This is a genomic window from Pseudomonas sp. AP42 (assembly GCF_001728935.1).
Taxonomy (GTDB): domain Bacteria; phylum Pseudomonadota; class Gammaproteobacteria; order Pseudomonadales; family Pseudomonadaceae; genus Aquipseudomonas; species Aquipseudomonas lactis.
Genome location: NZ_LYSO01000004.1, coordinates 1 through 20,209 on the forward strand (window position 1 = coordinate 1; position 20,209 = coordinate 20,209).

The 20,209-nt window shown below is 61.7% G+C and carries 19 protein-coding genes; 6 read left to right on the plus strand and 13 right to left on the minus strand.

Annotated features, from left to right (window positions below; genetic code table 11):
* Positions 1–125: 125 nt before the first annotated feature.
* From lnt to miaB, 5 genes are all read right to left on the minus strand, one after another.
* On the minus strand, positions 126–1,649 hold the full coding sequence (lnt, locus tag A7K61_RS02515) for an apolipoprotein N-acyltransferase (protein ID WP_047711856.1): 1,524 nt from the start codon (positions 1,647–1,649) through the stop codon (positions 126–128).
* 8 nt (positions 1,650–1,657) lie between these two features.
* Positions 1,658–2,497: an HlyC/CorC family transporter gene (locus A7K61_RS02520; protein WP_003194444.1), complete on the minus strand. Its 840-nt coding sequence runs from the start codon at positions 2,495–2,497 to the stop codon at positions 1,658–1,660.
* 42 nt (positions 2,498–2,539) lie between these two features.
* Positions 2,540–2,998, minus strand: a complete 459-nt coding sequence (ybeY, locus tag A7K61_RS02525) for an rRNA maturation RNase YbeY (RefSeq protein WP_044268940.1) — start codon at positions 2,996–2,998, stop codon at positions 2,540–2,542.
* Positions 2,991–3,995: a PhoH family protein gene (locus tag A7K61_RS02530; protein WP_019818064.1), complete on the minus strand. Its 1,005-nt coding sequence runs from the start codon at positions 3,993–3,995 to the stop codon at positions 2,991–2,993. The genes ybeY and A7K61_RS02530 overlap by 8 nt, the downstream gene beginning before the upstream one ends.
* A gap of 230 nt (positions 3,996–4,225) precedes the next feature.
* A complete protein-coding gene (gene miaB / locus A7K61_RS02535; RefSeq protein ID WP_044268938.1) occupies positions 4,226–5,554 on the minus strand; it encodes a tRNA (N6-isopentenyl adenosine(37)-C2)-methylthiotransferase MiaB in 1,329 nt (442 codons plus the stop codon).
* Positions 5,555–5,684: 130 nt separating this feature from the next.
* Between miaB and A7K61_RS02540 the strand changes: the two genes are divergently transcribed.
* The gene (locus A7K61_RS02540) at positions 5,685–6,011 is read left to right on the plus strand and encodes a DUF1820 family protein (RefSeq protein ID WP_003215457.1); all 327 of its coding nucleotides are present in this window, start codon (positions 5,685–5,687) and stop codon (positions 6,009–6,011) included.
* A 127-nt stretch (positions 6,012–6,138) separates the two neighbouring features.
* On the opposite strand, the gene A7K61_RS02545 is transcribed toward A7K61_RS02540, so the two are convergent.
* From A7K61_RS02545 to A7K61_RS02560, 4 genes are all read right to left on the minus strand, one after another.
* Complete coding sequence (locus A7K61_RS02545) at positions 6,139–6,693, minus strand: tetratricopeptide repeat protein (RefSeq protein WP_047711854.1); 555 nt, start codon at positions 6,691–6,693, stop codon at positions 6,139–6,141.
* Positions 6,694–6,919: 226 nt separating this feature from the next.
* Positions 6,920–8,203: a glutamate-1-semialdehyde 2,1-aminomutase gene (gene hemL, locus A7K61_RS02550; protein WP_032895176.1), complete on the minus strand. Its 1,284-nt coding sequence runs from the start codon at positions 8,201–8,203 to the stop codon at positions 6,920–6,922.
* Positions 8,204–8,214: 11 nt separating this feature from the next.
* Positions 8,215–8,844 carry a thiamine phosphate synthase gene (thiE, locus tag A7K61_RS02555; protein ID WP_044268936.1) on the minus strand — a complete coding sequence of 210 codons (630 nt, stop codon included), beginning with the start codon at positions 8,842–8,844 and terminating at the stop codon, positions 8,215–8,217.
* Positions 8,845–8,874: 30 nt separating this feature from the next.
* On the minus strand, positions 8,875–9,672 hold the full coding sequence (locus A7K61_RS02560) for a hydroxymethylpyrimidine/phosphomethylpyrimidine kinase (protein ID WP_044268934.1): 798 nt from the start codon (positions 9,670–9,672) through the stop codon (positions 8,875–8,877).
* A 276-nt stretch (positions 9,673–9,948) separates the two neighbouring features.
* On the opposite strand from A7K61_RS02560, the gene A7K61_RS02565 reads away from it, so the two are divergent.
* The 4 genes from A7K61_RS02565 to A7K61_RS02580 all read left to right on the plus strand — a co-directional run bounded on the left by A7K61_RS02565 (position 9,949) and on the right by A7K61_RS02580 (position 16,558).
* Entirely contained in the window at positions 9,949–12,345 is a 2,397-nt protein-coding gene (locus A7K61_RS02565; protein ID WP_069556889.1) for a hybrid sensor histidine kinase/response regulator, read from the plus strand.
* Between the two features lie 197 nt (positions 12,346–12,542).
* Positions 12,543–14,195 (plus strand): acyl-CoA dehydrogenase family protein, encoded by a 1,653-nt coding sequence (locus tag A7K61_RS02570; protein ID WP_069556890.1) that lies wholly within the window; start codon positions 12,543–12,545, stop codon positions 14,193–14,195.
* Between the two features lie 183 nt (positions 14,196–14,378).
* Positions 14,379–15,851: an AMP nucleosidase gene (gene amn / locus A7K61_RS02575; protein WP_153475217.1), complete on the plus strand. Its 1,473-nt coding sequence runs from the start codon at positions 14,379–14,381 to the stop codon at positions 15,849–15,851.
* 71 nt (positions 15,852–15,922) lie between these two features.
* Positions 15,923–16,558, plus strand: a complete 636-nt coding sequence (locus tag A7K61_RS02580; protein WP_069556891.1) for a pseudouridine synthase — start codon at positions 15,923–15,925, stop codon at positions 16,556–16,558.
* Here A7K61_RS02580 and A7K61_RS02585 read toward each other — a convergent pair.
* Both A7K61_RS02585 and A7K61_RS02590 read right to left on the minus strand, forming a co-directional pair.
* The gene (locus tag A7K61_RS02585) at positions 16,553–16,762 is read right to left on the minus strand and encodes a DUF2788 domain-containing protein (RefSeq protein WP_016773053.1); all 210 of its coding nucleotides are present in this window, start codon (positions 16,760–16,762) and stop codon (positions 16,553–16,555) included. The genes A7K61_RS02580 and A7K61_RS02585 overlap by 6 nt on opposite strands.
* 227 nt (positions 16,763–16,989) lie before the next feature.
* Positions 16,990–17,469 (minus strand): Lrp/AsnC family transcriptional regulator, encoded by a 480-nt coding sequence (locus tag A7K61_RS02590; protein ID WP_003194418.1) that lies wholly within the window; start codon positions 17,467–17,469, stop codon positions 16,990–16,992.
* A 427-nt stretch (positions 17,470–17,896) separates the two neighbouring features.
* On the opposite strand from A7K61_RS02590, the gene A7K61_RS02595 reads away from it, so the two are divergent.
* Positions 17,897–18,778 carry a DUF6515 family protein gene (locus A7K61_RS02595; protein WP_069556892.1) on the plus strand — a complete coding sequence of 294 codons (882 nt, stop codon included), beginning with the start codon at positions 17,897–17,899 and terminating at the stop codon, positions 18,776–18,778.
* Here the strand turns inward: A7K61_RS02595 and A7K61_RS02600 are convergent.
* Complete coding sequence (locus tag A7K61_RS02600) at positions 18,775–19,668, minus strand: cation diffusion facilitator family transporter (protein WP_069556893.1); 894 nt, start codon at positions 19,666–19,668, stop codon at positions 18,775–18,777. The two genes, A7K61_RS02595 and A7K61_RS02600, sit on opposite strands and share 4 nt — an antisense overlap.
* A 9-nt stretch (positions 19,669–19,677) precedes the next feature.
* A complete protein-coding gene (locus tag A7K61_RS02605) occupies positions 19,678–20,097 on the minus strand; it encodes a hypothetical protein (RefSeq protein WP_003194410.1) in 420 nt (139 codons plus the stop codon).
* Positions 20,098–20,209: the final 112 nt, after the last annotated feature.

Consider the following 20,209-nt stretch of genomic DNA (forward strand, 5'->3'; position numbering starts at 1 on the left):
CGGGGCGCCTGAGATCAAAAGCAGATCAAGATCAAGAGCGACTCGCTTCGCATCGTGGTTACCGTTGAGCGTTACAGTGTTGTGTAGATACCTATGGCCATCGCAGGCAAGCCAGCCGCCACAGGTCAGAGCGTTTTGGACATTCGTGCGGCCAGCAGAGCCCAGCCAAACAATGCCAGGCACACAATGATCAACGGCCACGAACGCCATTGCAGGTACGGCGTGAGGTTATGCATCGGCACCACCTCCCCATAGAGAATGCCGCGCTCGAACTGCGGGATCTGCGCGGTGATCTGCCCGAACGGGTTGATCAGCCCGGTCACGCCGTTGTTGGTGGCGCGGATCATCCAGCGGCCAGCCTCCAATGCACGCATCTGCGCCATTTGCAGGTGCTGCAGCGGGCCGATGGAGCGGCCGAACCAGGTGTCGTTGCTGATGGTCAGCAGCAGGTCGCTCTGGGCCGACAGGCCGGCGGCGAATTCGGGGTACACCACTTCATAGCAAATGAACGGCGCAATCTGATAACCCTTGGCCTGCAGCATGGCCTGGTCAGAAGGGCCGCGGGCGAAGTCCGACATGGGCAGGTCGAAGAAGGCAATCAGCCCACGCAGCATGTCCTGCAGCGGCACGTACTCGCCAAATGGCACCAGTTTTTGCTTGAGGTAGGTGCCGTCGCCTTCACCCACCACGGTGATGCCGTTGAAGTAGCGCTTCTGGTGGTGCACTTCTTGTCGAATCGGTACCCCGGTGATCAGCGCGGTGTCCCGGTCAGCGGCAAACTTGCCCATCATGCCCAGGTAGCCCTCCACGGACTCCTTGAGCACCGGCACGGCGGTTTCCGGCCATACCAGCAGGTCGACACGCTTGGAGCTCAGGCTCATGTCGCGGTACAGCGCCAACTGTGCATTGAGCTGGTCCGGGTCCCACTTCATGCTTTGCTCGACGTTGCCCTGGATCGCGGCCACGCTCAGCGGCGCGCCAGACGGCGATGTCCAGGCGTGATGCTTGAGCGCCAGGCCAATGGCCCAAGGCGCAACCAGCAATAACAGGCCTGCGCCGATGAAGGCATTGCGCTTGCTCGCCAGCAGGCGCGGCAGGTTGCACAGCAATGCGGCGGTGAGTGCCAGCGCGAAGGAAATCAGCCACATTCCGCCCAATGGCGCGAGGCCGGTCAACGGCCCATCGAGTTGACTGTAACCGGAGTACAACCACGGGAAACCGGTAAGGAACCAGCCACGAAAGGCTTCCTGGCCGACCCACAACGCGGCGAACGTCAATGCGTCCGCCAGCGGTGCTTCGTTACGGCGCAACCAGCGCGCCCACAGCCAGGCGGGTAGGGCAAAGAACCAGGCGATGGCGGCAGTGAATAGCAGCATCAGGAACCCCGCCAACAGCACCGAAGCGCCGCCGAAGTGGTGGATGCTGTAGTAGATCCAACTGGTGCCGGCGCCAAACAGGCCAAAACCGAAACACCAGCCGCGGCCCAGGGCCTGGCGGGGCGAGAGTTCCCGCAGGCCGATATAGAACAGGCCGACCGCTACCAGCGCCAACGGCCAGATATCGAACGGCGCCAGCGCCAGGGTAGTGATGGCGCCGGCCACCACGGCCAGCAGATTACCGGGCCAGCCGGGTGCGGTGAGACGGCGCATGTCAGTCCTTAGCGGGCAATAGGTGTCAAACGGATCAGATGGATACGACGGCTATCGGCATTCAAAATGCGGAAGCGATAGGCACCGATCTCGGTGGTTTCATTGCGCTTGGGCAAATGCCCGAACGCACTCATCACCAGGCCGCCGACAGTGTCGAACTCATCGTCCGAGAACTCGCTGTCGAAGAACTCGTTGAAGTTCTCGATCGGCGTCAGCGCCTTGATCAGGAAATCACCGCTGGGCAGCGGCTTGATGTAGCTGTCTTCTTCGACGTCGTGCTCGTCTTCGATGTCGCCGACGATCTGCTCCAGCACGTCCTCGATGGTGACCAGGCCGGCCACGCCGCCGTATTCGTCAATCACAATGGCCATGTGATTGTGGTTGGCGCGGAACTCGCGCAGCAGCACATTCAGGCGCTTGGACTCGGGCACGAAGGTGGCCGGGCGCAGCAGGTCCTTGATGTTGAAGCTGTCGCCGTTCTCCTTGAGGATCAACGGCAGCAGGTCCTTGGCCAGCAGGACACCCATGACGTCGTCATGGCTTTCACCGATCACCGGGTAGCGCGAGTGCGCCGAGTCGATCACGGCCGGGAGGAATTCCCGTGGGGTCTGGGTCGCCTTGATGCTGATCATCTGCGAGCGCGGGACCATGATGTCACGCACTTGCAGGTCAGCCACCTGAATGGCGCCTTCGACGATGGCCAGCGCTTCGCTGTCCAGCAATTTGTTCTGGTGTGCATCGCGCAGCAGCTCCAAGAGCTCCTGGCGGTTTTTCGGCTCGTGGGCAAAAGCCTGGGTCAGTTTACCCAGCCATGACTTCTGCCCGTTGCTCGATCGGTCTTCGCTCATAGCGATTACTCTAAATCCTTTGATATGACAGTTGAGTGTTGATCAGCTTTCGTCGTCTGCATACGGGTCGCGGTGACCCAGTTCTGCAAGCAACGTTCGTTCCAGCGCTTCCATTTCCCAGGCTTCGTCATCGTCTATATGGTCGTAACCCAAGAGATGCAAGCAGCCGTGGATGACTAGATGGGCCCAATGGGCCTCAAGTTCCTTGCCTTGTTCCGCCGCTTCTCGCTCGACCACCGCGACGCAGATCACCAGGTCGCCCAGCAACGGGATATCCAGCAATTCGTCGGGCACATCGGCGGGGAAGGACAGCACGTTGGTGGCGTAGTCTTTCTGGCGCCAGGTGTGGTTCAGCTCACGGCCTTCGGCCTCGTCCACCAGACGAATGGTCAGCTCCGAGTCGGCGGTGCGCTGGCGCAAGGCCAGCTCACACCATTGGCGAAACTGGGCTTCGCTGGGGGCGGGCGCGTCGGTGGCCAGCTGCAGGTCTAGCTCAAGCATCGTGGCGAGCGTCCTTGGCGGGCGCGTCGTCGCGGTGTTCGAAACGCTCATAGGCTTCGACAATGCGCTGCACCAGCGGGTGGCGTACCACGTCCTTGGGCATAAAATGCGTGAAGCTGATACCCGGCACGTCCTTGAGCACCTCGATCACTTGGCCCAGGCCCGACTTGGTGCCCTTGGGCAGGTCGACCTGGGTGATGTCGCCCGTGATCACGGCGGTTGAGCCGAAACCGATACGGGTGAGGAACATCTTCATCTGCTCGACCGTGGTGTTCTGGCTTTCGTCGAGAATGATGAAGCTGTTGTTGAGCGTACGGCCACGCATGTAGGCCAGCGGGGCGATCTCGATCACCTGGCGCTCGATCAGCTTGGCCACGTATTCAAAGCCGAGCATTTCGTACAGCGCGTCGTAGAGCGGGCGCAGGTACGGGTCGATCTTCTGGGCCAGGTCGCCGGGCAGGAACCCGAGCTTTTCGCCGGCCTCGACCGCTGGGCGCACCAGCAGGATGCGCCGCACTTGCTCGCGCTCCAGGGCATCGACGGCGCAGGCCACCGCCAGGTAGGTCTTGCCGGTACCGGCCGGGCCGATGCCGAAGTTGATGTCGTTGCCGAGGATTTCCTTGACGTACTTCTGCTGATTCAAGCCGCGTGGGCGAATCATGCCTTTTTTGGTACGCAAGGCCACGCTGGCTTCGGCCACCGGGTTGTTGGCCAGGTCTTCCACAGCCGATTCCTGCAGGTACAGGTGCACGGTCTCCGGCGACAGCTCGCTACCCTTGGTTTCGCGGTAGAGGCGGCGCAACAGGTTTTCTGCAGACGTGGTGTGTTGAGGTTCACCAATGAGCTCGAACTGATTGCCGCGGTTGCGGATCTCGATGCTCAGGCGTTGTTCGATCAGGCGCAGGTGCTCGTCGAACTGGCCGCACAGGTTGGCGAAACGGCGAGCCTCAAAAGGCTCGAGGATAAAACGATGGGGTTCTGCTATGGGTGCGTTCAAGGTTGCTTTTAGCCGCCCTTTGGCTGATGAGGTGAGAGAGAGAATAACGCCAGGCGCCGGTGTGCGAAAGCACTTAAATAGCCTGGCCCCACTCTCGATAACCCTGAAGAACCCCTGTGGGAGCTGGCTTGCCTGCGATAGCGGTGGGTCAGTTGGCACATTGGGCACTGATACATCGCTATCGCAGGCAAGCCAGCTCCCACATTTTGATCTTCATCCGGTCAGCGAGATCAGTTGATCAGCGAGCCACGCAACGAGTGTGGCTGCGCCGCATCAATGTGCACATCGGCAAACTGGCCGATCAGCGTGGGATTGTCGCAGCGGAAGTTGACGATTCGGTTGTTCTCGGTACGCCCCTGCAATTCACCCGGGTCTTTTTTCGAATAATCGGTGACCAGAATGCGCTGGATCGAACCGACCATTTGTCGGCTGATTTCAAAGCCCTGTTGATTGAGGCGATGTTGCAGCGCGTTCAAACGCTCTTTTTTCAACGCCTCCGGGGTTTCATCCAGCAGGTCGGCAGCCGGGGTGCCCGGGCGCTGGCTGTAGACGAACGAGTAAGAGAAGTCGAAACCGACGTCTTCGATCAGCTTCATGGTCTGCTGGAAATCTTTCTCGGTTTCACCCGGGAAGCCGACGATAAAGTCCGAGCTGATGCAGATGCCTGGCACGGCGGCGCGCAGTTTGCGCAATTTGGATTTGTATTCCAGCGCGGTGTGGTTGCGCTTCATCGCCGACAGAATGCGGTCCGAACCCGATTGCACCGGCAAGTGCAGGTGCTTGACCAGCTCTGGCACTTCGGCGTGGGCCTGGATCAGGCTGTCGGAGAACTCCAGCGGGTGCGAGGTGGTGTAGCGGATGCGCTCGATGCCGTCGACGGCGGCGACCACGCGAATCAATTCCGCCAGGTCGGCCAGGCGCCCGTCATCGGTCAGGCCGCGGTAGCCGTTGACGTTCTGGCCCAGCAAGGTCACTTCGCGCACGCCGTTTTCAGCCAGGTGGATGATTTCTGCCAGCACATCGTCAAACGGTCGGCTGACTTCTTCGCCACGGGTGTAAGGCACCACGCAGAAGGTGCAGTACTTGCTGCAGCCTTCCATCACCGACACATAGGCGCTCGGCCCGTCGATGCGCGGTTCGGGCAGATGGTCGAATTTTTCGATTTCGGGGAACGACACGTCCACTTGCGGCAGCTTGGTGACGCGTGCGGCGTCGATCATTTCCGGCAGGCGGTGCAGCGTTTGCGGGCCGAACACCACATCGACATAGGGCGCGCGGTCGCGGATCGCAGCGCCTTCCTGGCTGGCCACGCAACCGCCGACGGCGATCACCATGTCCGGGTTGGCCAGTTTCAATTCACGCCAGCGGCCCAGCTGCGAGTACACACGGTCCTGGGCCCGCTCGCGGATCGAGCAGGTATTGAGCAGGATCACGTCGGCATCTTCGGCGCGGGCAGTGACTTCCAGGGCCTGGTGTTCGCCCAGCAAGTCGACCATGCGCGAGCTGTCGTACTCGTTCATCTGGCAACCGTGGGTTTCGATGTAAAGCTTCTTGGCCATGGGAATCGTCAACTGGTGGTAAAGAACCGCGCATTATAGGGGGCATGCCCATTGGTTCCTAGCGCTGTGCATCGGGTGCCATGCTATAGTTCGCGCCCTCTTTTATATCCCCATGTGTTGTTCGCCCACCATGACCAAACGTGAAGCTCCAATCTATAAGGTGATTTTCCTCAACCAGGGCCAGGTGTTCGAAATGTACGCCAAGCAGATCTATCAAAGTGATCTGTGGGGCTTCCTGGAGGTGGAAGAGTTCGTCTTTGGCGAGCGCACCCAGTTGGTGGTCGATCCGGGCGAAGAAAAGCTCAAGGCCCAGTTCGAAGGCGTGGTGCGCAGCTTTGTGCCGATGCATTCGATTGTGCGCATCGATGAGGTCGAGCGCCTGGGTACGCCGAAGATCAGTGAGGCTCGGGGCATGAGCAATGTGATGCCGTTTCCGATGCCGATGCCTGAGAAGTAGGGCTTTAGACCGAGTCGCGCCCTTCGCAGGCAAGCCAGCTCCCACAGTTGACTGCATTCCAACATTGAAACACGGTCGAATGTGGGAGCTGGCTTGCCTGCGATAGCGATGTAAGGTCTACAAAAAATCAGGGAAGGGGTGAGAACGGCGAACGCCCATCAGCACTCTGCAATTCTTGCAGGTAGTTGCGGAAAATCTGCCCCAGCACCTGGGTCGCCACTTCCAGTTCATCGCGCTGCATGTGCTCGGCGACTTCGTCGGCGGTGTCCAGCGCGTCTTCGGCGCCATTGACCGCGGCCATTTTCAGCACGATGTACGCCTGAATGTTGTTGGCCGGCACGCCTTCGCCTTTGAAGAACATGTTGCCCAACTGATATTGCGCCTGGGCGTGGCCCTGCAACGAGGCTTTCTCGAAGTAGCTCAACGCTTTGTTGAGGTCAACGGCCGGGTTCTTGCTGTCGTGGTAGTACTCGCCCAACTCGTATTGCGCCTGCGCATCCCCGTCCTCGGCCTGTTTCTGGCACGCGCTCAGGGCTTCGGCCTGGCTGTCTGGCTGGGTATTGAGGGTGCAACGACCCATCGCTGGGATTAACAACGAGTTGCCGCCGGCCTGGGCATGTGCCAGTAGCGGTTGAAGGAGCAACAGGCAGCCCAGAACCAGGGTGCGGCCGGTGCGTTTCATGGGAATCGACTTACCTCTGACGGGGCGCGGGACCCTCGGGGGAGTCCAATAAGCGCGCATTATGAAATAAGCAGGCCTCTGCTTACAAAGTCTTTACTCGTTTTTCTGCTGCTTGGGCAAGTTATCTGCCGGATTGCAGGGCAATTCTCGAAAAAACCAGGAATTGTCTGTAAGCAAAGTAGCAAATCTGACGCTGCCAGGGGCAACGTCAGAAGGTTGCCGTCACTTATTTCAGGGCCGCGAAGGCGCGTTCGGCAGCATCCAGGGTCAATTTCAGCTCGGCTTCGCCATGGGCGATCGAGGTGAAGCCAGCTTCAAAGGCGCTCGGTGCCAGGTACACGCCGCCTTCGAGCATCAGGTGGAAGAAGCGCTTGAACAGCTCGGCATCGCTGCCCATCACGTCATCGAAGGTGACAATATCGTCGGCGCCGCTGAAGTACAGGCCGAACATGCCACCGGCCTGGGTGGTCACGAACGGGATGCCAGCGGCATCGGCGCGCTGTTGCAGGCCGTCGAGCAGGCGCGTGGTGTAGTCGGTCAGCTCGGCGTGGAAGCCCGGGCGGCTGATCAGGCGCAGGGTGGTCAGGCCGGCGGCCATTGCCAGCGGGTTACCCGACAAGGTGCCTGCCTGGTAGACCGGGCCGAGCGGGGCGATGTGTTGCATGATCTCGCGCTTGCCGCCGAAGCAGCCTACCGGCATGCCGCCGCCGATGATCTTGCCGAAGGTGCTCAGGTCCGGCGTGACGCCGTAGTAAGCCTGGGCGCCACCAAGGGCGACCCGGAAACCGGTCATCACTTCGTCAAAAATCAGCACCACGCCATGCTTGTCGCACTGCTCGCGCAGGCCCTCAAGGAAACCCGGGGCCGGGGGGACGCAGTTCATGTTGCCGGCGACTGGCTCGACGATGATGCACGCGACGTCCTGGCCGACTTCGCTGAGCATCTGCTCGACGGCCGCGATGTCGTTGAACGGCAGGGTCAGGGTGTGCTTGGCGAACGCCGCAGGTACGCCAGCGGAATTGGGTACGCCTTGGGTCAGCGCGCCGGAGCCGGCTTTTACCAGCAGGCTGTCGGAGTGGCCGTGGTAGCAGCCTTCGAACTTGATGATGTTGTCACGGCCGGTAAAACCACGGGCCAGGCGGATCGCGCTCATGGTCGCTTCGGTGCCGGAGCTGACCATGCGTACCATCTCCATCGACGGCACGATCGAGCAGACCAGGTCGGCCATCTCGGTTTCCATCGCGGTCGGGGCGCCGTAAGACAAGCCGTGTTGCAGTTGCTGGCGCACCGCGTCGAGCACGTCCGGATGGCTGTGGCCGAGGATCATCGGGCCCCAGGAGCCGACGTAGTCGACATAGCGCTTGTCGTCTTCATCGGTGACGTAGGCGCCTTCGGCATGCTTGAAGAACAGCGGCGTGCCGCCCACGCTCTTGAACGCACGCACGGGGGAGTTCACACCGCCGGGGATGTGTTTCTGGGCGTTGGCAAACAGGGTTTCGGAACGGGACATGGTCGGGCTCTCTAAACTGAAGATTTAAGAAGGTCGTTGAACGCACGGGCGCGGCGGGTGACTTCCTGGGTGCTGTCGGCACCGAACAGGCCGTGGACCACGGCGAGCAGGTCGGCTCCGTGGGCCACCAGCGGCTCGGCGTTTTCCAGGGTGACGCCGCCGATCACGCAGATCGGCAGGTGCAGGCGCTTGCGGGCCTGGGCCAGCATGTCAACGGTGGCGGCAGGTGCGCCGGGTTTGGTCGTGGAATTGAAGAAGCGGCCGAAGGCGACGTAGCTGGCGCCTTCTTTGGCGGCCTGTTCGGCCAGTTCGATCTGGCTGTGGCAGGTGGCGCCGATGATCGCCTTGGCGCCGAGCAGTGCCCGGGCCGAGGTCAGCGGGCCGTCGGTCTGGCCCAGGTGCACGCCGACGCCCAGGCGCGCGGCCAGTTCGGCATCGTCGTTGATGATCAATTGAGTCTTGTAGCGCGAGCACAGCTCATGCAGCTTTTCGGCTTCACGCAGGCGCCGTGCTTCGTCGCTGCTTTTGTCGCGGTACTGCAACAGGGTGACGCCGCCATCCAGCGCCGCCTCGACGTAGGCGAGGAATTTGCCGGCCAACAGCTGACTGTCGGTAATGGCGTAAAGGCCGCGTAGTTTCATCGGGCAAACCCCTTGCTGACGAGCGATAAGTTACGAGCAGAAATCCAGCGGCAATCGGCGCGGCACGAACTGGCCCTGGCCGAGTTGTTCGGCATCGCGCAGGGTACGCCACGTGTAGTTGAGGGCCGTTTGCACGGCGCTGGCCAGGCCTTCGCCCTGGGCAATGCGCCCGGCCAGTGCACTGGCCAAGGTGCAACCCGAGCCGTGATAACTGCCCGGCAAGCGCTGGCAAGTAAAGGTCTGGCGCGTGCCGTCACGGCTGTACAGGCGGTTGTGCACTTCGTGCTCATCGCCATGGCCGCCGGTGATCAGCAGGTGCTTGATGTACGGCAGCAGCTTCTCGGCGCAGTCGTCGGCGCTGCCGTCGGGCAGTTCCGCGAGGATCCGCGCTTCGGGCAGGTTGGGGGTGGCGATCAATGACAAGGGCAGCAGCCGCTCGCGCATCGCATAACCGACCTCGTCCTTGCCCAGGCTACCGCCGCCGCCGGCGCGCAGCACCGGGTCGCAGACCACTGGCAAATGCGGGTGCGCCTGCAGCAGTTCGACCACGGTGTCGACCATCGCGGTGGAGCCGAGCATGCCCAGCTTGACCGCCGCGACTTCAGAGTCGCCGAGCACGGCATTGGCCTGGGCCAGTACCCACTCACGGTCAAGCACGCGGAAGTCGCTGACATTGACGGTGTTTTGCACGGTCAACGCGGTGACGGCCGGGGCCGCGTGGCAGCCCTGGGCGAGCAGGGCTTCGATATCTGCCTGCAGGCCGGCGCCACCACTGGGGTCGTGGCCGGAGAGACAGAGGACAACGGGGCGAGAGCAGTAGATATTCATGGTGCGCGAGCTTACCACCAAACGCTTTTTGCGTGGCTGTATGGCAATGGCAGAAGTTTGCCGCTGCGGTGTCGCTTTGCGTGGCTGAAAACCGCAATGGAAGTGGTCTGAAAGCATTGCCCTAGAGCCGTTCTAAAAAAAGTTCTGACAGTGGCTAATGGCTTTTACTGGCTATGCTAAAGTGCATCCAAACAACTTACTGTATCGCCGGTGTACGTCTTCTCAAAAGGAATGGGGGGCTTTTGACACAACCGGACCAGGCTACGCTGGGGCTCTATGCGCTATTTGCTGATTTTTTTATTGTGCGGGCTGCCGATGCTCGCCAGCGCCGTCGAGTTCAACCAGAACACGCGAAGCCTCCCGTTGGGCCGGGTCATGCAAGTGCTCGAAGACCCAACCGATGCCCTGACCATCGCCGATGTCAGCTCTCCCGCCTATGCCGCCCAGTTCAAGACCCATGACAAAGACACCCTCAATGCCGGCTATTCGCGCTCGGTGTTCTGGCTGAAGGTCAACCTGCACTACATCGCCACGGATCCCCGCGCACCACGCAGCTGGTTTCTGGAACTGGCCTACCCGCCGCTCAATCGCCTGGACCTTTACCAGGACGACGGCACCGGGAATTACCGCCTCACCGCCCGAACCGGCAGCGCGTTGCCGTTTTCCAGCCGTGAGGTGAGCCAGAGCAACTACCTGTTCAAACTCAGCTTCTTGCCCGACCAGCAACAAACCGTCTACCTGCGCTTGCAAAGCCAAGGCTCGATCCAGGCACCGCTGACATTGTGGGCCGGCACCGCCTACATGGAGGAGCAGCCGCTGCGCTTGTACGTGCTCGGGGCCATCTACGGTGTGTTGCTGGGCATGCTGATCTACAACCTGTTCATCTACCTGAGCGTGCGCGACACCAGCTACCTCTATTACATCCTCTATATCGCCTCGTTCGGCTTGTATCAGCTGTCGGTCAATGGTGTGGCGGTGGAGTACTTCTGGCCGAACAACCCGTGGTGGGCGAATGCCGCGGTGCCCTTCCTGATCGGCTCGGCGTCCTTGTTCGGCAGCCTGTTCGCGCGCAGCTTCCTGCACACCGCGCAGCACAGCCGCTGGCTCAACCGTATTCTGCTGGCGCTGGCGGCCTGTGGTGGGGTGGTGATGGCGCTGGCGCTGTTGACCAGTTACGCCGTGGCTCTGCGCCTGGCCACTGCGCTGGCGCTGGTGTTTACCGTGACCATCTTCGTGGCGGCCATCAAGGCCTGGTACTGCGGGCAGAGGATGGCGCGTTATTTCATCATCGCCTGGTCGGCCTTTCTGCTCGGCGGGGTGGTCAATACCCTGATGGTGCTGGGTTACCTGCCTAACGTGTTCCTGACCATGTACGCCAGCCAGCTCGGCTCGGCCATTGAAGTGGCGCTGTTGTCCCTGGCCCTGGCCGACCGCATCAACGGCATGCGCGAACAACAGGCACAGATTCTGCTCGATGCCAGCCAGAAACTCGAAGCGCTCAACCAGCAACTGGCCCGCAGCAACCGCCTCAAAGACGAATTTCTCGCCACCCTGACCCACGAACTGCGCACGCCGATGAACGGTGTGATCGGCTCGTTGGAGCTGATGCAAACCGTGTCATTGGACGATGACATGACGCAGTACCAGCAAACCGCCGCCGGCTCGGCGCGGGACATGATGCGCATGGTCAACGGCATTCTCACCCTCACCGAGTTGCAGGCCGGTCGCCTGGTGGCCCAGCCGCAAGTGTTCAGCCTGCGCGGCACGCTCGACACCTTGCGCCAGCAGTTCACCGGCAGCGCCCAGAGCAAGGGCCTGGCGTTCTCCATTGATATAGCCGATGAGGTGCCGGATCGGCTGATCGGCGATGCCGACAAACTGCTCCAGTGCCTGGATTGCCTGCTCGATAACGCCTTCAAATTCACCCACGTCGGCGCGGTGCGTTTGCGCGTGGTGGGCGTGCCCCAAGGGGACGGCGCCTTGCACCTGAGCTTTATCGTCACCGACACCGGTATCGGTTTTGCCTTTCTCGATGAAGCCACGCTGTATCAGCGCTTCTTCCAGCTCGATGGCTCGATGACGCGTGAATACGGCGGCCTGGGCATTGGCCTGGCGATCTGCCGGCAGTTGATCGAACTGCTGGGCGGGCGTCTGACCCACCATTCGGAACCCCGTAAAGGCAGCCGCTTCCAGTTGGAAGTGGACGTCTCGGTGCCGCAGCAGATCACGCCCGCCACGCAAACGCTGCCTGCACAGCGTGCGCCTCAGGAATGCACGGTGCTGCTGGTGGACGACAACAGCGTGGGCCAACTGGCGGTGCGTGGCATGTTGCTCAAGCTCGGTTACCGGGTCAAAACCGTGGACAGCGGCCCGGCAGCCCTCGCTGCATTGCAAGGGCACAGCTTCGACGCCGTGCTGCTGGATGTGCCAGAGGGTGGTTTCTCGTTGTGCTGTCAGATTCGCGCGTTACCTGGCTGCGGTGAATTGCCGGTGATCGCCCTGAGCACTTCGCCCAATGGCCCGGAGCGTGAGCGCTGCCATGGTATTGGTATGACGGATCGGCTGGCCAAGCCGGTGCGTTTCGATGCCTTGCAGGCGGCGCTTGAGCGCAGCGTGCTGTGCGCGGATGAGGGTGAAAGCGCCGAACATTCGGCGCGTATGCCACTTTTTTAAGCGCAGTGGCAGTGCTTAACTGAAAAAACCGGCCTCAATCGATCTGTGTTTTTTTGTAGGAGCGAGCTTGCTCGCGAAGAACCTCAACGATAACGCGCCCCTCCTGGGTTAGCGCGTTGCGCTCAGGTTTTTCGCGAGCAAGCTCGCTCCTACAGGCAGCCTGAAATCGATGCGGCCTTTTTTCCAGGAGGCCCGTCATGAACCTGCATCAGTTTGCCGAAACCCACGACGTCACCAACCAGCCACCGTCCCTGGACGGCACCAACCTGTATCGCATCGACTTGCCTTTGCAGGAATGGTCGCGCCGCTTTGGCGCTAGCTGGGCCGAGTCGCGCATGGATGCCTACGGCGCGCTCGCGGGTGGGCCGTTGATGGCAGCCGGGTTCCTGGCCAACCAGAACAAGCCGGTGTTCAGCAGCCACGACCGTTATGGCCATCGCATCGACCTGGTGGAGTTTCACCCGGCTTATCACGAACTGATGCGCACCGCCGTCGAACATGGCCTGCCGTCGTTGCCGTGGGCCCATCCGCAGGCCGGCGCGCATGTGGCGCGTGCGGCGATGACCTACCTGCACAGCCAGGCCGAAGCCGGCAGCGGTTGCCCGCTGACCATGACCTTCGCCTGCGTCCCGGCCCTGCGCCTGCAACCGGAGTTGGCGGACCTCTGGCTGCCGAAGATCCTCAATACCCAGTACGACCCACGCAATGTCGGCATCGCCCACAAGGCCGGCGCCACTATCGGCATGGCCATGACCGAGAAGCAGGGCGGCACCGACGTGCGCGCCAACACCACCCGCGCTTACCCCGTGGGCGCGGGCGGCCCCGGCCAGGCCTACGAACTGGTGGGGCATAAATGGTTCTGTTCGGCGCCGATGTGCGATGGCTTTCTGACCTTGGCCCAGACCGACAAGGGCCTGACCTGTTTCCTGCTGCCTCGGCACCGCCCGGATGACACGCGCAACGAGTTCTACATCCAGCGCTTGAAGAACAAACTCGGCAACTGCTCCAACGCCTCCAGCGAAGTGGAATTCCGCGGCGCCCTGGCGTGGATGGTTGGTGAAGAAGGCCGCGGCGTTCCAACCATCATCGAAATGGTCGCCATGACCCGTTTCGATTGCATGGTCGGCTCCAGCGCCTTGATGCGCCAGGCGCTGACCCAGGCCAGCCATCACTGCGCCCATCGCCAGGTGGGTGGCCGCGTGCTCAGCGAGCAGCCGCTGATGCAGAACGTGCTGGCCGACCTCGCCCTGGAAAGCGAAGCGGCCCTGGCCTTGAGCCTGCGCATGGGCCGCGCCCTGGATCATCTCGATGATGCGCATGAAGCCAAATTTGCCCGGCTGGTCACGGCCGTGGGCAAATACTGGATCTGCAAGCGCGCACCCGCGATGATCAACGAAGCCGCCGAATGCATGGGCGGTGCCGGGTATGTGGAGGACAGTATCCTGCCGCGCCTTTACCGCGAGGCACCGGTGAATTCGACGTGGGAAGGTTCCGGCAATGTGCAGTGCCTGGACGTATTGCGTGCACTGTCCAAAGAGCCCGGTGTGCTTGAGGTGCTGTTTGTCGAACTGGGCGATGGCCACGGCCACAAACAGTTGGCGCGGCATATCGAGCAGTTGAAGGCGGCGTTCATGGACACCCAGGACATCCAGTATCGGGCGCGGCAATTGACCGAGGACATTGCCCTGGCGTTGCAGGCCAAGTTGCTGTTGGAGGCGGGTAATGCGGCGGTCAGCGATGGGTTTATTGCCAGCCGGCTGGGTGAATCGTCGGGGCGCGTATATGGCACCTTGCCGCGTGGCGTCGACGTGGAAGCAATTGTCGCCCGCTCAACCCCGCAATCGCTCTGAATAAACACAATCCAAATGTGTGCGGGCTTGCTCGCGAATGCGGGGGGTCAGTAACTGAATAGGTAACTGATACACCGCATTCGCGAGCAAGCCCGCTCCCACATTATTTACCGCATTCCAATCCTGTGGTTTCGGTGACGCTTGGATACAGGCAAGATAAAGGCCTGCAAGTCAGAACACAGGATGCTTACCGTGACCGAAGCTTTTGTTGTCGTTAAAACCGCCGAAGAAGCCGTGGACCGGCTGGCGGCGCTGCATGAGCGTGCCACTGGCGCGCTCAACCAGGCGCTCAAGCAATACCTCAAGGACCGCGTCGAGCCCGACGCCGCGCAGCGCGCATTGTTTCGCTACCCGGAACTGCGCCTGACCTACCACTGCCACGGTGAAGTGCCACAGACCACTCGGGCGTATGCCAAGGTGCAACTGCCGGGTACCTACAGCGTCACCGTGACCCACCCGGCCGCGTTCCGTAAGTACCTGCTGGAGCAACTGGTGCCGCTGATGCACGACTTCACCGTCACGGTGGAAGTGGGCGTCAGCCAGCAGAACATCCCGTACCCCTATGTGGTGGAGCAGGGCGATGAACTGGCCGGCTCCGGCGTCACTGCCGCGACCCTGGCTCGCGTGTTCCCCAGTACCGACCTGTCTGCCGCCACCGATGGCATTGCCGATGGCCTGTACGACTGGGAAAACACCGACCCGCTGCCCCTGGCCCTGTTCGATGCCGCCCGCGTGGACTTTTCCCTGCGTCGCCTGGTGCATTACACCGGCAGCGACTGGCGCCATGTGCAGCCGTGGATCCTGCTGACCAACTACCACCGCTACGTGGACCAGTTCATCCTGCATGGCCTAGAACAACTGCGCAGCGACCCGCGGTTCATCCGCATGGTGCTGCCCGGCAACGTGGTGATCGACAAGAGCATGGACCACGGCGAAGCCTCGGCCATTGCCGCCGGCGTGGTGTGGCACCGCTACCAGATGCCGGCGTATCACCTGCAGGCCACTGACGGCCACGGCGTGACCCTGGTGAACATCGGCGTGGGCCCGTCCAACGCCAAGAACATCACCGACCACCTGGCCGTACTGCGCCCGCATTGCTGGCTGATGATCGGCCACTGCGGCGGCTTGCGCCAATCCCAGACCATCGGCGACTACGTACTGGCCCACGCCTATATGCGCCGCGACGGGATTCTGGACCGTGTAGTACCGCCGAACATCCCGATCCCGGCCCTGGCCGAAGTGCAGTTGGCGCTTCAGCAGGCGGCGGCCAAGGTCACTGGCGAAAAAGGCGAAGAGCTGAAAAAACGCCTGCGCACCGGCACCGTGCTGACCTACGACGACCGTAACTGGGAACTGCGCTGGGCTCAGGAGCGGCCGCTGATCAACCTGTCCCGCGCCGTGGCCGTGGACATGGAAAGCGGCACCATCGCTGCCCAGGGTTACCGTTTGCGCGTGCCTTACGGCACCTTGTTGTGCGTATCGGACAAACCCTTGCACAGCGAGATCAAGCTGCCGGGCTCGGCCAACGCGTTCTATGAGCGTGCGGTCAGCCAGCACTTGAAGATCGGCATCGAAGCGGTCGACCTGTTGCGCACCGAACTCAACTCCTTGCACTCGCGCAAACTGCGCAGCTTCGACGAGCCGCCGTTCCGCTAAGCGGTTGGGATGGTCATTTAGCGGTCAGGCCACTAGCATTGTCGGTCCTGACCGTTAGATGTTCCTTTGCCATGTCCCGTCCCAGCCGTCCCGATTCACGCCGCCCTGGCGTGAAACCTCCGCACTCTGCCGCTCGCCGCGTTGCCAAGGCGCCACCGGCCGAGCCGAAGTTGATCCTGTTCAATAAACCTTTCGACGTGCTGACCCAGTTCAGCGACGAAAGCGGGCGTGCGACGCTCAAGGATTTTATTGATATTCCCGGTATTTACCCGGCAGGGCGCTTGGACCGGGACAGCGAGGGCCTGCTGCTGTTGACCAACGATGGTCAGCTACAAGCGCGGATTGCCGACCCCAAGCACAAACTGGCGAAAACCTACTGGGTGCAGGTAGAAGGCGAGCCCACCGAAGAGCAACTGCAACGCCTGCGTGACGGCGTGGAGCTCAACGACGGCATGACCTTGCCGGCCGAGGCACGGCAACTGGATGAACCGGCATTATGGCCGCGCAACCCGCCGGTGCGTTTTCGTAAAAGCGTGCCCACCCACTGGCTGGAACTGGTGATTCGCGAAGGGCGTAACCGCCAGGTACGGCGCATGACCGCGGCAGTAGGCTTGCCGACCCTGCGCCTGGTGCGCGTGCGTATTGGTGAGTGGTCGATCGACGGCCTGGATCAAGGCCAGTGGAAGGCGGTGCCGGCGCGCTTATAAGGCGCCGGATTCAATCAGGCCGATCACCACGCTCTTGATGATGAACGCCGCCACGCCCAGCCCCAGCACGAAAAACAGGATGAACGAACCAAAGCGCCCGGCCTTGGATTTCTTCGCCAGGTCCCAGACGATAAAGCCCATGAAAATGATCAGGATGCTGACCAGGCCAGTCATCATCCATTCTTCAAACAGGGCGGGATCGATGTTGTTCATGGGGCTCTTCCGACAAGACAAGCGAGCAGTATACGGCAGCGTCACACCGGCAACATTGACCTGAGTCCTGCACGGTCAAACGGCGGGGGGCCTGATGCCATTGTAGGAGCGAGCTTGCTCGCGAAAAACTCACAGACGCCGCGTTCATTCAGAAGGCAGGCGTTATCGTTAACGTTTTTCGCGAGCAAGCTCGCTCCTACAGTTGGACATCGTTGTTCTCAGGTGCGCAGGTGGGTGAGGGGCAGTTCGGTGCTGTTCAATACCTGATTGAGCACAAAGCTGGAGCGCACGCTGGTCACGCCTTCAATCCGCGTCAGGTGGCCCAGCAGCAGCTTCTGATAATGGTCCATGTCCGGCACTACCACCTTCAACTGATAGTCCGCATCCATGCCGGTCACCAAACTGCACTCCAGCACTTGCGGCAGGGTGCGGATGGCGGCTTCGAAGTTTTCGAAGCGTTCCGGCGTGTGACGGTCCATGCCGATCAATACATAAGCCGTGAGGCTCAGGCCGAGCATCTTGCGGTCGAGCAGGGCGACCTGGCGGGCGATGTAGCCGTCGTCTTCCAACTGCTTGACCCGGCGTGAGCAGGGCGAAGGCGACAGGCCGATGCGCTCGGCCAGCTCCTGGTTGGAGATCCTCGCGTCGCGCTGCAATTCCGCCAGAATACTCAGGTCGTATCGGTCAAGCTTGCTCATTGGGTTGGCCTTTGTCGTAACTATTGCGGTGAATTATCCATGAAGGGTTAAAAATTGCGCAAGCACTGTTTATTGACGCAATCTTCGCAATCCTCTGCCCGCCCGGCACGCCTATGATTACCAACAGAATCACCGCCTGGACAACAGTCCACAGCAACGCGCCCAATCAGGCCCGTTGCGGCCGCCGCCCCAGCAGGGTTGAGCCGGCCTCCAGGCTGCACACTGTCCACAAGACGGCGTGAGGTGAGCCAACGTCAAAAGCGTTGAGCCAGGACGAAATTCTCAAGGGGTGGCCGACGGGTCACCCCTTTTTCTTTGTGTGCGTTTTGCCTTCAGAAAATAGTTCTCGTGACTGATAACCTGTCTCAGAACCGGGCGAGGCTTTTCCAGTCTCATGATCAAGCCCCAATCCGCAGTGAGGAAAAGCATGAAGCGCATCTGGCGTATGGCAGGTGTTGGTTTGCTGGTGGTCAGCGTCGGCTCCCAGGCGATGGCCGACGAACGCGATAACTCACCGGGCCCGGGGCGTGGGCCGCAGGGGCAGCATGAACGGGGCCCCGAAGGTGGGCCGCGGCCGGAGCATAACCTGCCGATCCAGGGCCGGCCCGATGCCGTGCGTCAGACTCAGGAGCCGCGCCAGGGTTATTACCGTGATATTCCCAGACGCCCCGATGACAATCGGCATTGGGAGGCCGGCGGCCCTGGTTCGCGTCCGGGTAACGATCGCCCCGGTGATAACCGCTGGCCAGGCCGCCCCGACGGGCATGGCAACGGCTGGGGCCCTGGCCCGCAACATCGCCCTGGTTATGTCATCGACCGTTTTCCCGACCGCAATTACCGCGTGCCTTACCGTGGCCAGGACTACTTTTTCTCCGGTGGCTACTGGTATCGCCCCCAAGGCCCGCGCTACGTGGTGGTGACGCCGCCCTACGGCATCCGCGTGCATTACCTGCCGGACTACGCGCGTGAAGTGTGGGTAGGGGGCTCGCTGTTGTTCCTCGCCGCAGGCGCGTATTACGCCTATGAGCAAAGCACCCAGCAATACGTAGTGGTGCAGCCGCCGACGCAGGTGCCATCACCCCCGCCGGCGCCTCAAGGCAACGGTTATGACGTAGTGGCTTACCCGGCCAATGGCCAATCCCCGGCCCAGGTCCAGCAGGACGGCTACGACTGTTATCGCTGGGCGGTGCAGCAAAGTGGCTTCGACCCGCGCACCGTGACTTACGCCCCCGATCCGGCAGTGGTGCAAACCTACCGCCAGGCCCAGGGCAACTGCCTGGGCAGTCGCGGGTATCAGGTGCAGTACTAGGCCTTGCTGCCGGTGACCACTTCCCGTGGGTCGGCGTGCACCAGCACTTCGGCTTTCGGGTATTCCCGGTGAATGGCATCGGCGGCCTGGTCGCTGATGCCGTGTGCCACCGACAGCGTCAATTCCCCCGGTAACTCCAGGTGCAACTGCACAAACCAGTGGTTACCGGAAACCCGCGTGCGCAAGTCGTGGGCACCCAGTACGCCGGGCACGCCCCGGGCCAGTTCCAGCATGTGCTGGCTGACGTCTGGCGGTAACTCTTCATCCATCAGCACCGCAAAGCTTTCCCGGGCGATCTGGATCGCGCTCCACAGGATGTAGGCGGCGATTCCCATGCCGAACCAGGCGTCGACCTGATGAAAGCCAAAGCCTGCCAACACCAGCGCAATCAGGATGCTGCCATTGAGCAGCAAGTCCGAGCGGTAATGCAGCGAGTCGGCGCGCACCGCGTTGGAGCCGGTCTCGCGTACCACGCGGTGCTGCAACATCAGCAGGGCCACGGTCAGTGCCAGAGACAAGATAATCACGCCGATACTCAACCACGGTGCGCCGACCGGCTCCGGATGCTTTAGCCGTTCATACGCCTGCAGCGCAATCAGCACTGCACTGCCGGCGATAAACAAGGCCTGCGCCATTCCCGCCAATGACTCCGCCTTGCCATGCCCATAGCGGTGATCGTCATCGGCCGGGCGCAGGGCGTAATGCACTGCCAGCAAATTTAGCAGCGACGTCACGCCGTCGAGCAGTGAGTCGGTCAACCCAGCGAGCATGCTCACCGAGCCGCTGAGCCACCAGGCGATGGCCTTGGTCACAATCAGCACACAGGCCACGCCCACCGAGGCGCGGGTGGCCAGGCGCAAGAGCCTGGCGTGTTCGGGGCTGCTGGTCATAGGCAGCCCTTACGCGGCAGGCTGCAGGCCCAGGGCCGCCAGTTGCTGCACGCTGCCCTTGAACTGGATCAGGCGCGGGTCATCCAGCGGCAAGGTGCGGCCGGTTTCCTTCTGGATGATGCTTTGCAGCTTGGCGTTATCGACCGTGCCGTCGGCGCCGATGGCTTCGTGCAGTTTCTCGGGGGCGACCTGGGCGGTCTTGCCCGGTTCGAAGTAAATGGCGCCCGTGGCGAAGTCGACACCGAAGGCGATCAGGCCGGGGATCACATAAAACAACAGGCCGAGGGCATCGAGTACCGCGATGGTCGGGTCGATCTTGCCGTCGATCTGGCCACGACGGTCGGGGTAGAAAATCGACCCGCAGGCGGTAAGTTGGCTCAGCAGGGTAACGGCGAGGACACCGCCGATGACACGGGAAGCGATACGCATGAAAAAGTCTCCTGAACAGATTTAAGGGTGACTATAAGCCAGATCGGCCAGGCGCCGATGAACCAATGTGGGAGCTGGCTTGCCTGCGATAGCGTCGGCTCGGGGAATACAG

What these genes read in the sequence shown, in the direction of transcription:
- lnt (WP_047711856.1), bottom strand. Translation starts at nt 1,649, where the DNA reads ATGCGCCGTCTCACCGCACCCGGCTGGCCCGGTAATCTGCTGGCCGTG.
- A7K61_RS02520 (WP_003194444.1), bottom strand. Translation starts at nt 2,497, where the DNA reads ATGAGCGAAGACCGATCGAGCAACGGGCAGAAGTCATGGCTGGGTAAA.
- ybeY (WP_044268940.1), bottom strand. Translation starts at nt 2,998, where the DNA reads ATGCTTGAGCTAGACCTGCAGCTGGCCACCGACGCGCCCGCCCCCAGC.
- miaB (WP_044268938.1), bottom strand. Translation starts at nt 5,554, where the DNA reads ATGGCCAAGAAGCTTTACATCGAAACCCACGGTTGCCAGATGAACGAG.
- A7K61_RS02540 (WP_003215457.1), top strand. Translation starts at nt 5,685, where the DNA reads ATGACCAAACGTGAAGCTCCAATCTATAAGGTGATTTTCCTCAACCAG.
- A7K61_RS02545 (WP_047711854.1), bottom strand. Translation starts at nt 6,693, where the DNA reads ATGAAACGCACCGGCCGCACCCTGGTTCTGGGCTGCCTGTTGCTCCTT.
- hemL (WP_032895176.1), bottom strand. Translation starts at nt 8,203, where the DNA reads ATGTCCCGTTCCGAAACCCTGTTTGCCAACGCCCAGAAACACATCCCC.
- thiE (WP_044268936.1), bottom strand. Translation starts at nt 8,844, where the DNA reads ATGAAACTACGCGGCCTTTACGCCATTACCGACAGTCAGCTGTTGGCC.
- A7K61_RS02560 (WP_044268934.1), bottom strand. Translation starts at nt 9,672, where the DNA reads ATGAATATCTACTGCTCTCGCCCCGTTGTCCTCTGTCTCTCCGGCCAC.
- A7K61_RS02565 (WP_069556889.1), top strand. Translation starts at nt 9,949, where the DNA reads ATGCGCTATTTGCTGATTTTTTTATTGTGCGGGCTGCCGATGCTCGCC.
- A7K61_RS02570 (WP_069556890.1), top strand. Translation starts at nt 12,543, where the DNA reads ATGAACCTGCATCAGTTTGCCGAAACCCACGACGTCACCAACCAGCCA.
- amn (WP_153475217.1), top strand. Translation starts at nt 14,379, where the DNA reads ATGCTTACCGTGACCGAAGCTTTTGTTGTCGTTAAAACCGCCGAAGAA.
- A7K61_RS02580 (WP_069556891.1), top strand. Translation starts at nt 15,923, where the DNA reads ATGTCCCGTCCCAGCCGTCCCGATTCACGCCGCCCTGGCGTGAAACCT.
- A7K61_RS02590 (WP_003194418.1), bottom strand. Translation starts at nt 17,469, where the DNA reads ATGAGCAAGCTTGACCGATACGACCTGAGTATTCTGGCGGAATTGCAG.
- A7K61_RS02595 (WP_069556892.1), top strand. Translation starts at nt 17,897, where the DNA reads ATGAAGCGCATCTGGCGTATGGCAGGTGTTGGTTTGCTGGTGGTCAGC.
- A7K61_RS02600 (WP_069556893.1), bottom strand. Translation starts at nt 19,668, where the DNA reads ATGACCAGCAGCCCCGAACACGCCAGGCTCTTGCGCCTGGCCACCCGC.
- A7K61_RS02605 (WP_003194410.1), bottom strand. Translation starts at nt 20,097, where the DNA reads ATGCGTATCGCTTCCCGTGTCATCGGCGGTGTCCTCGCCGTTACCCTG.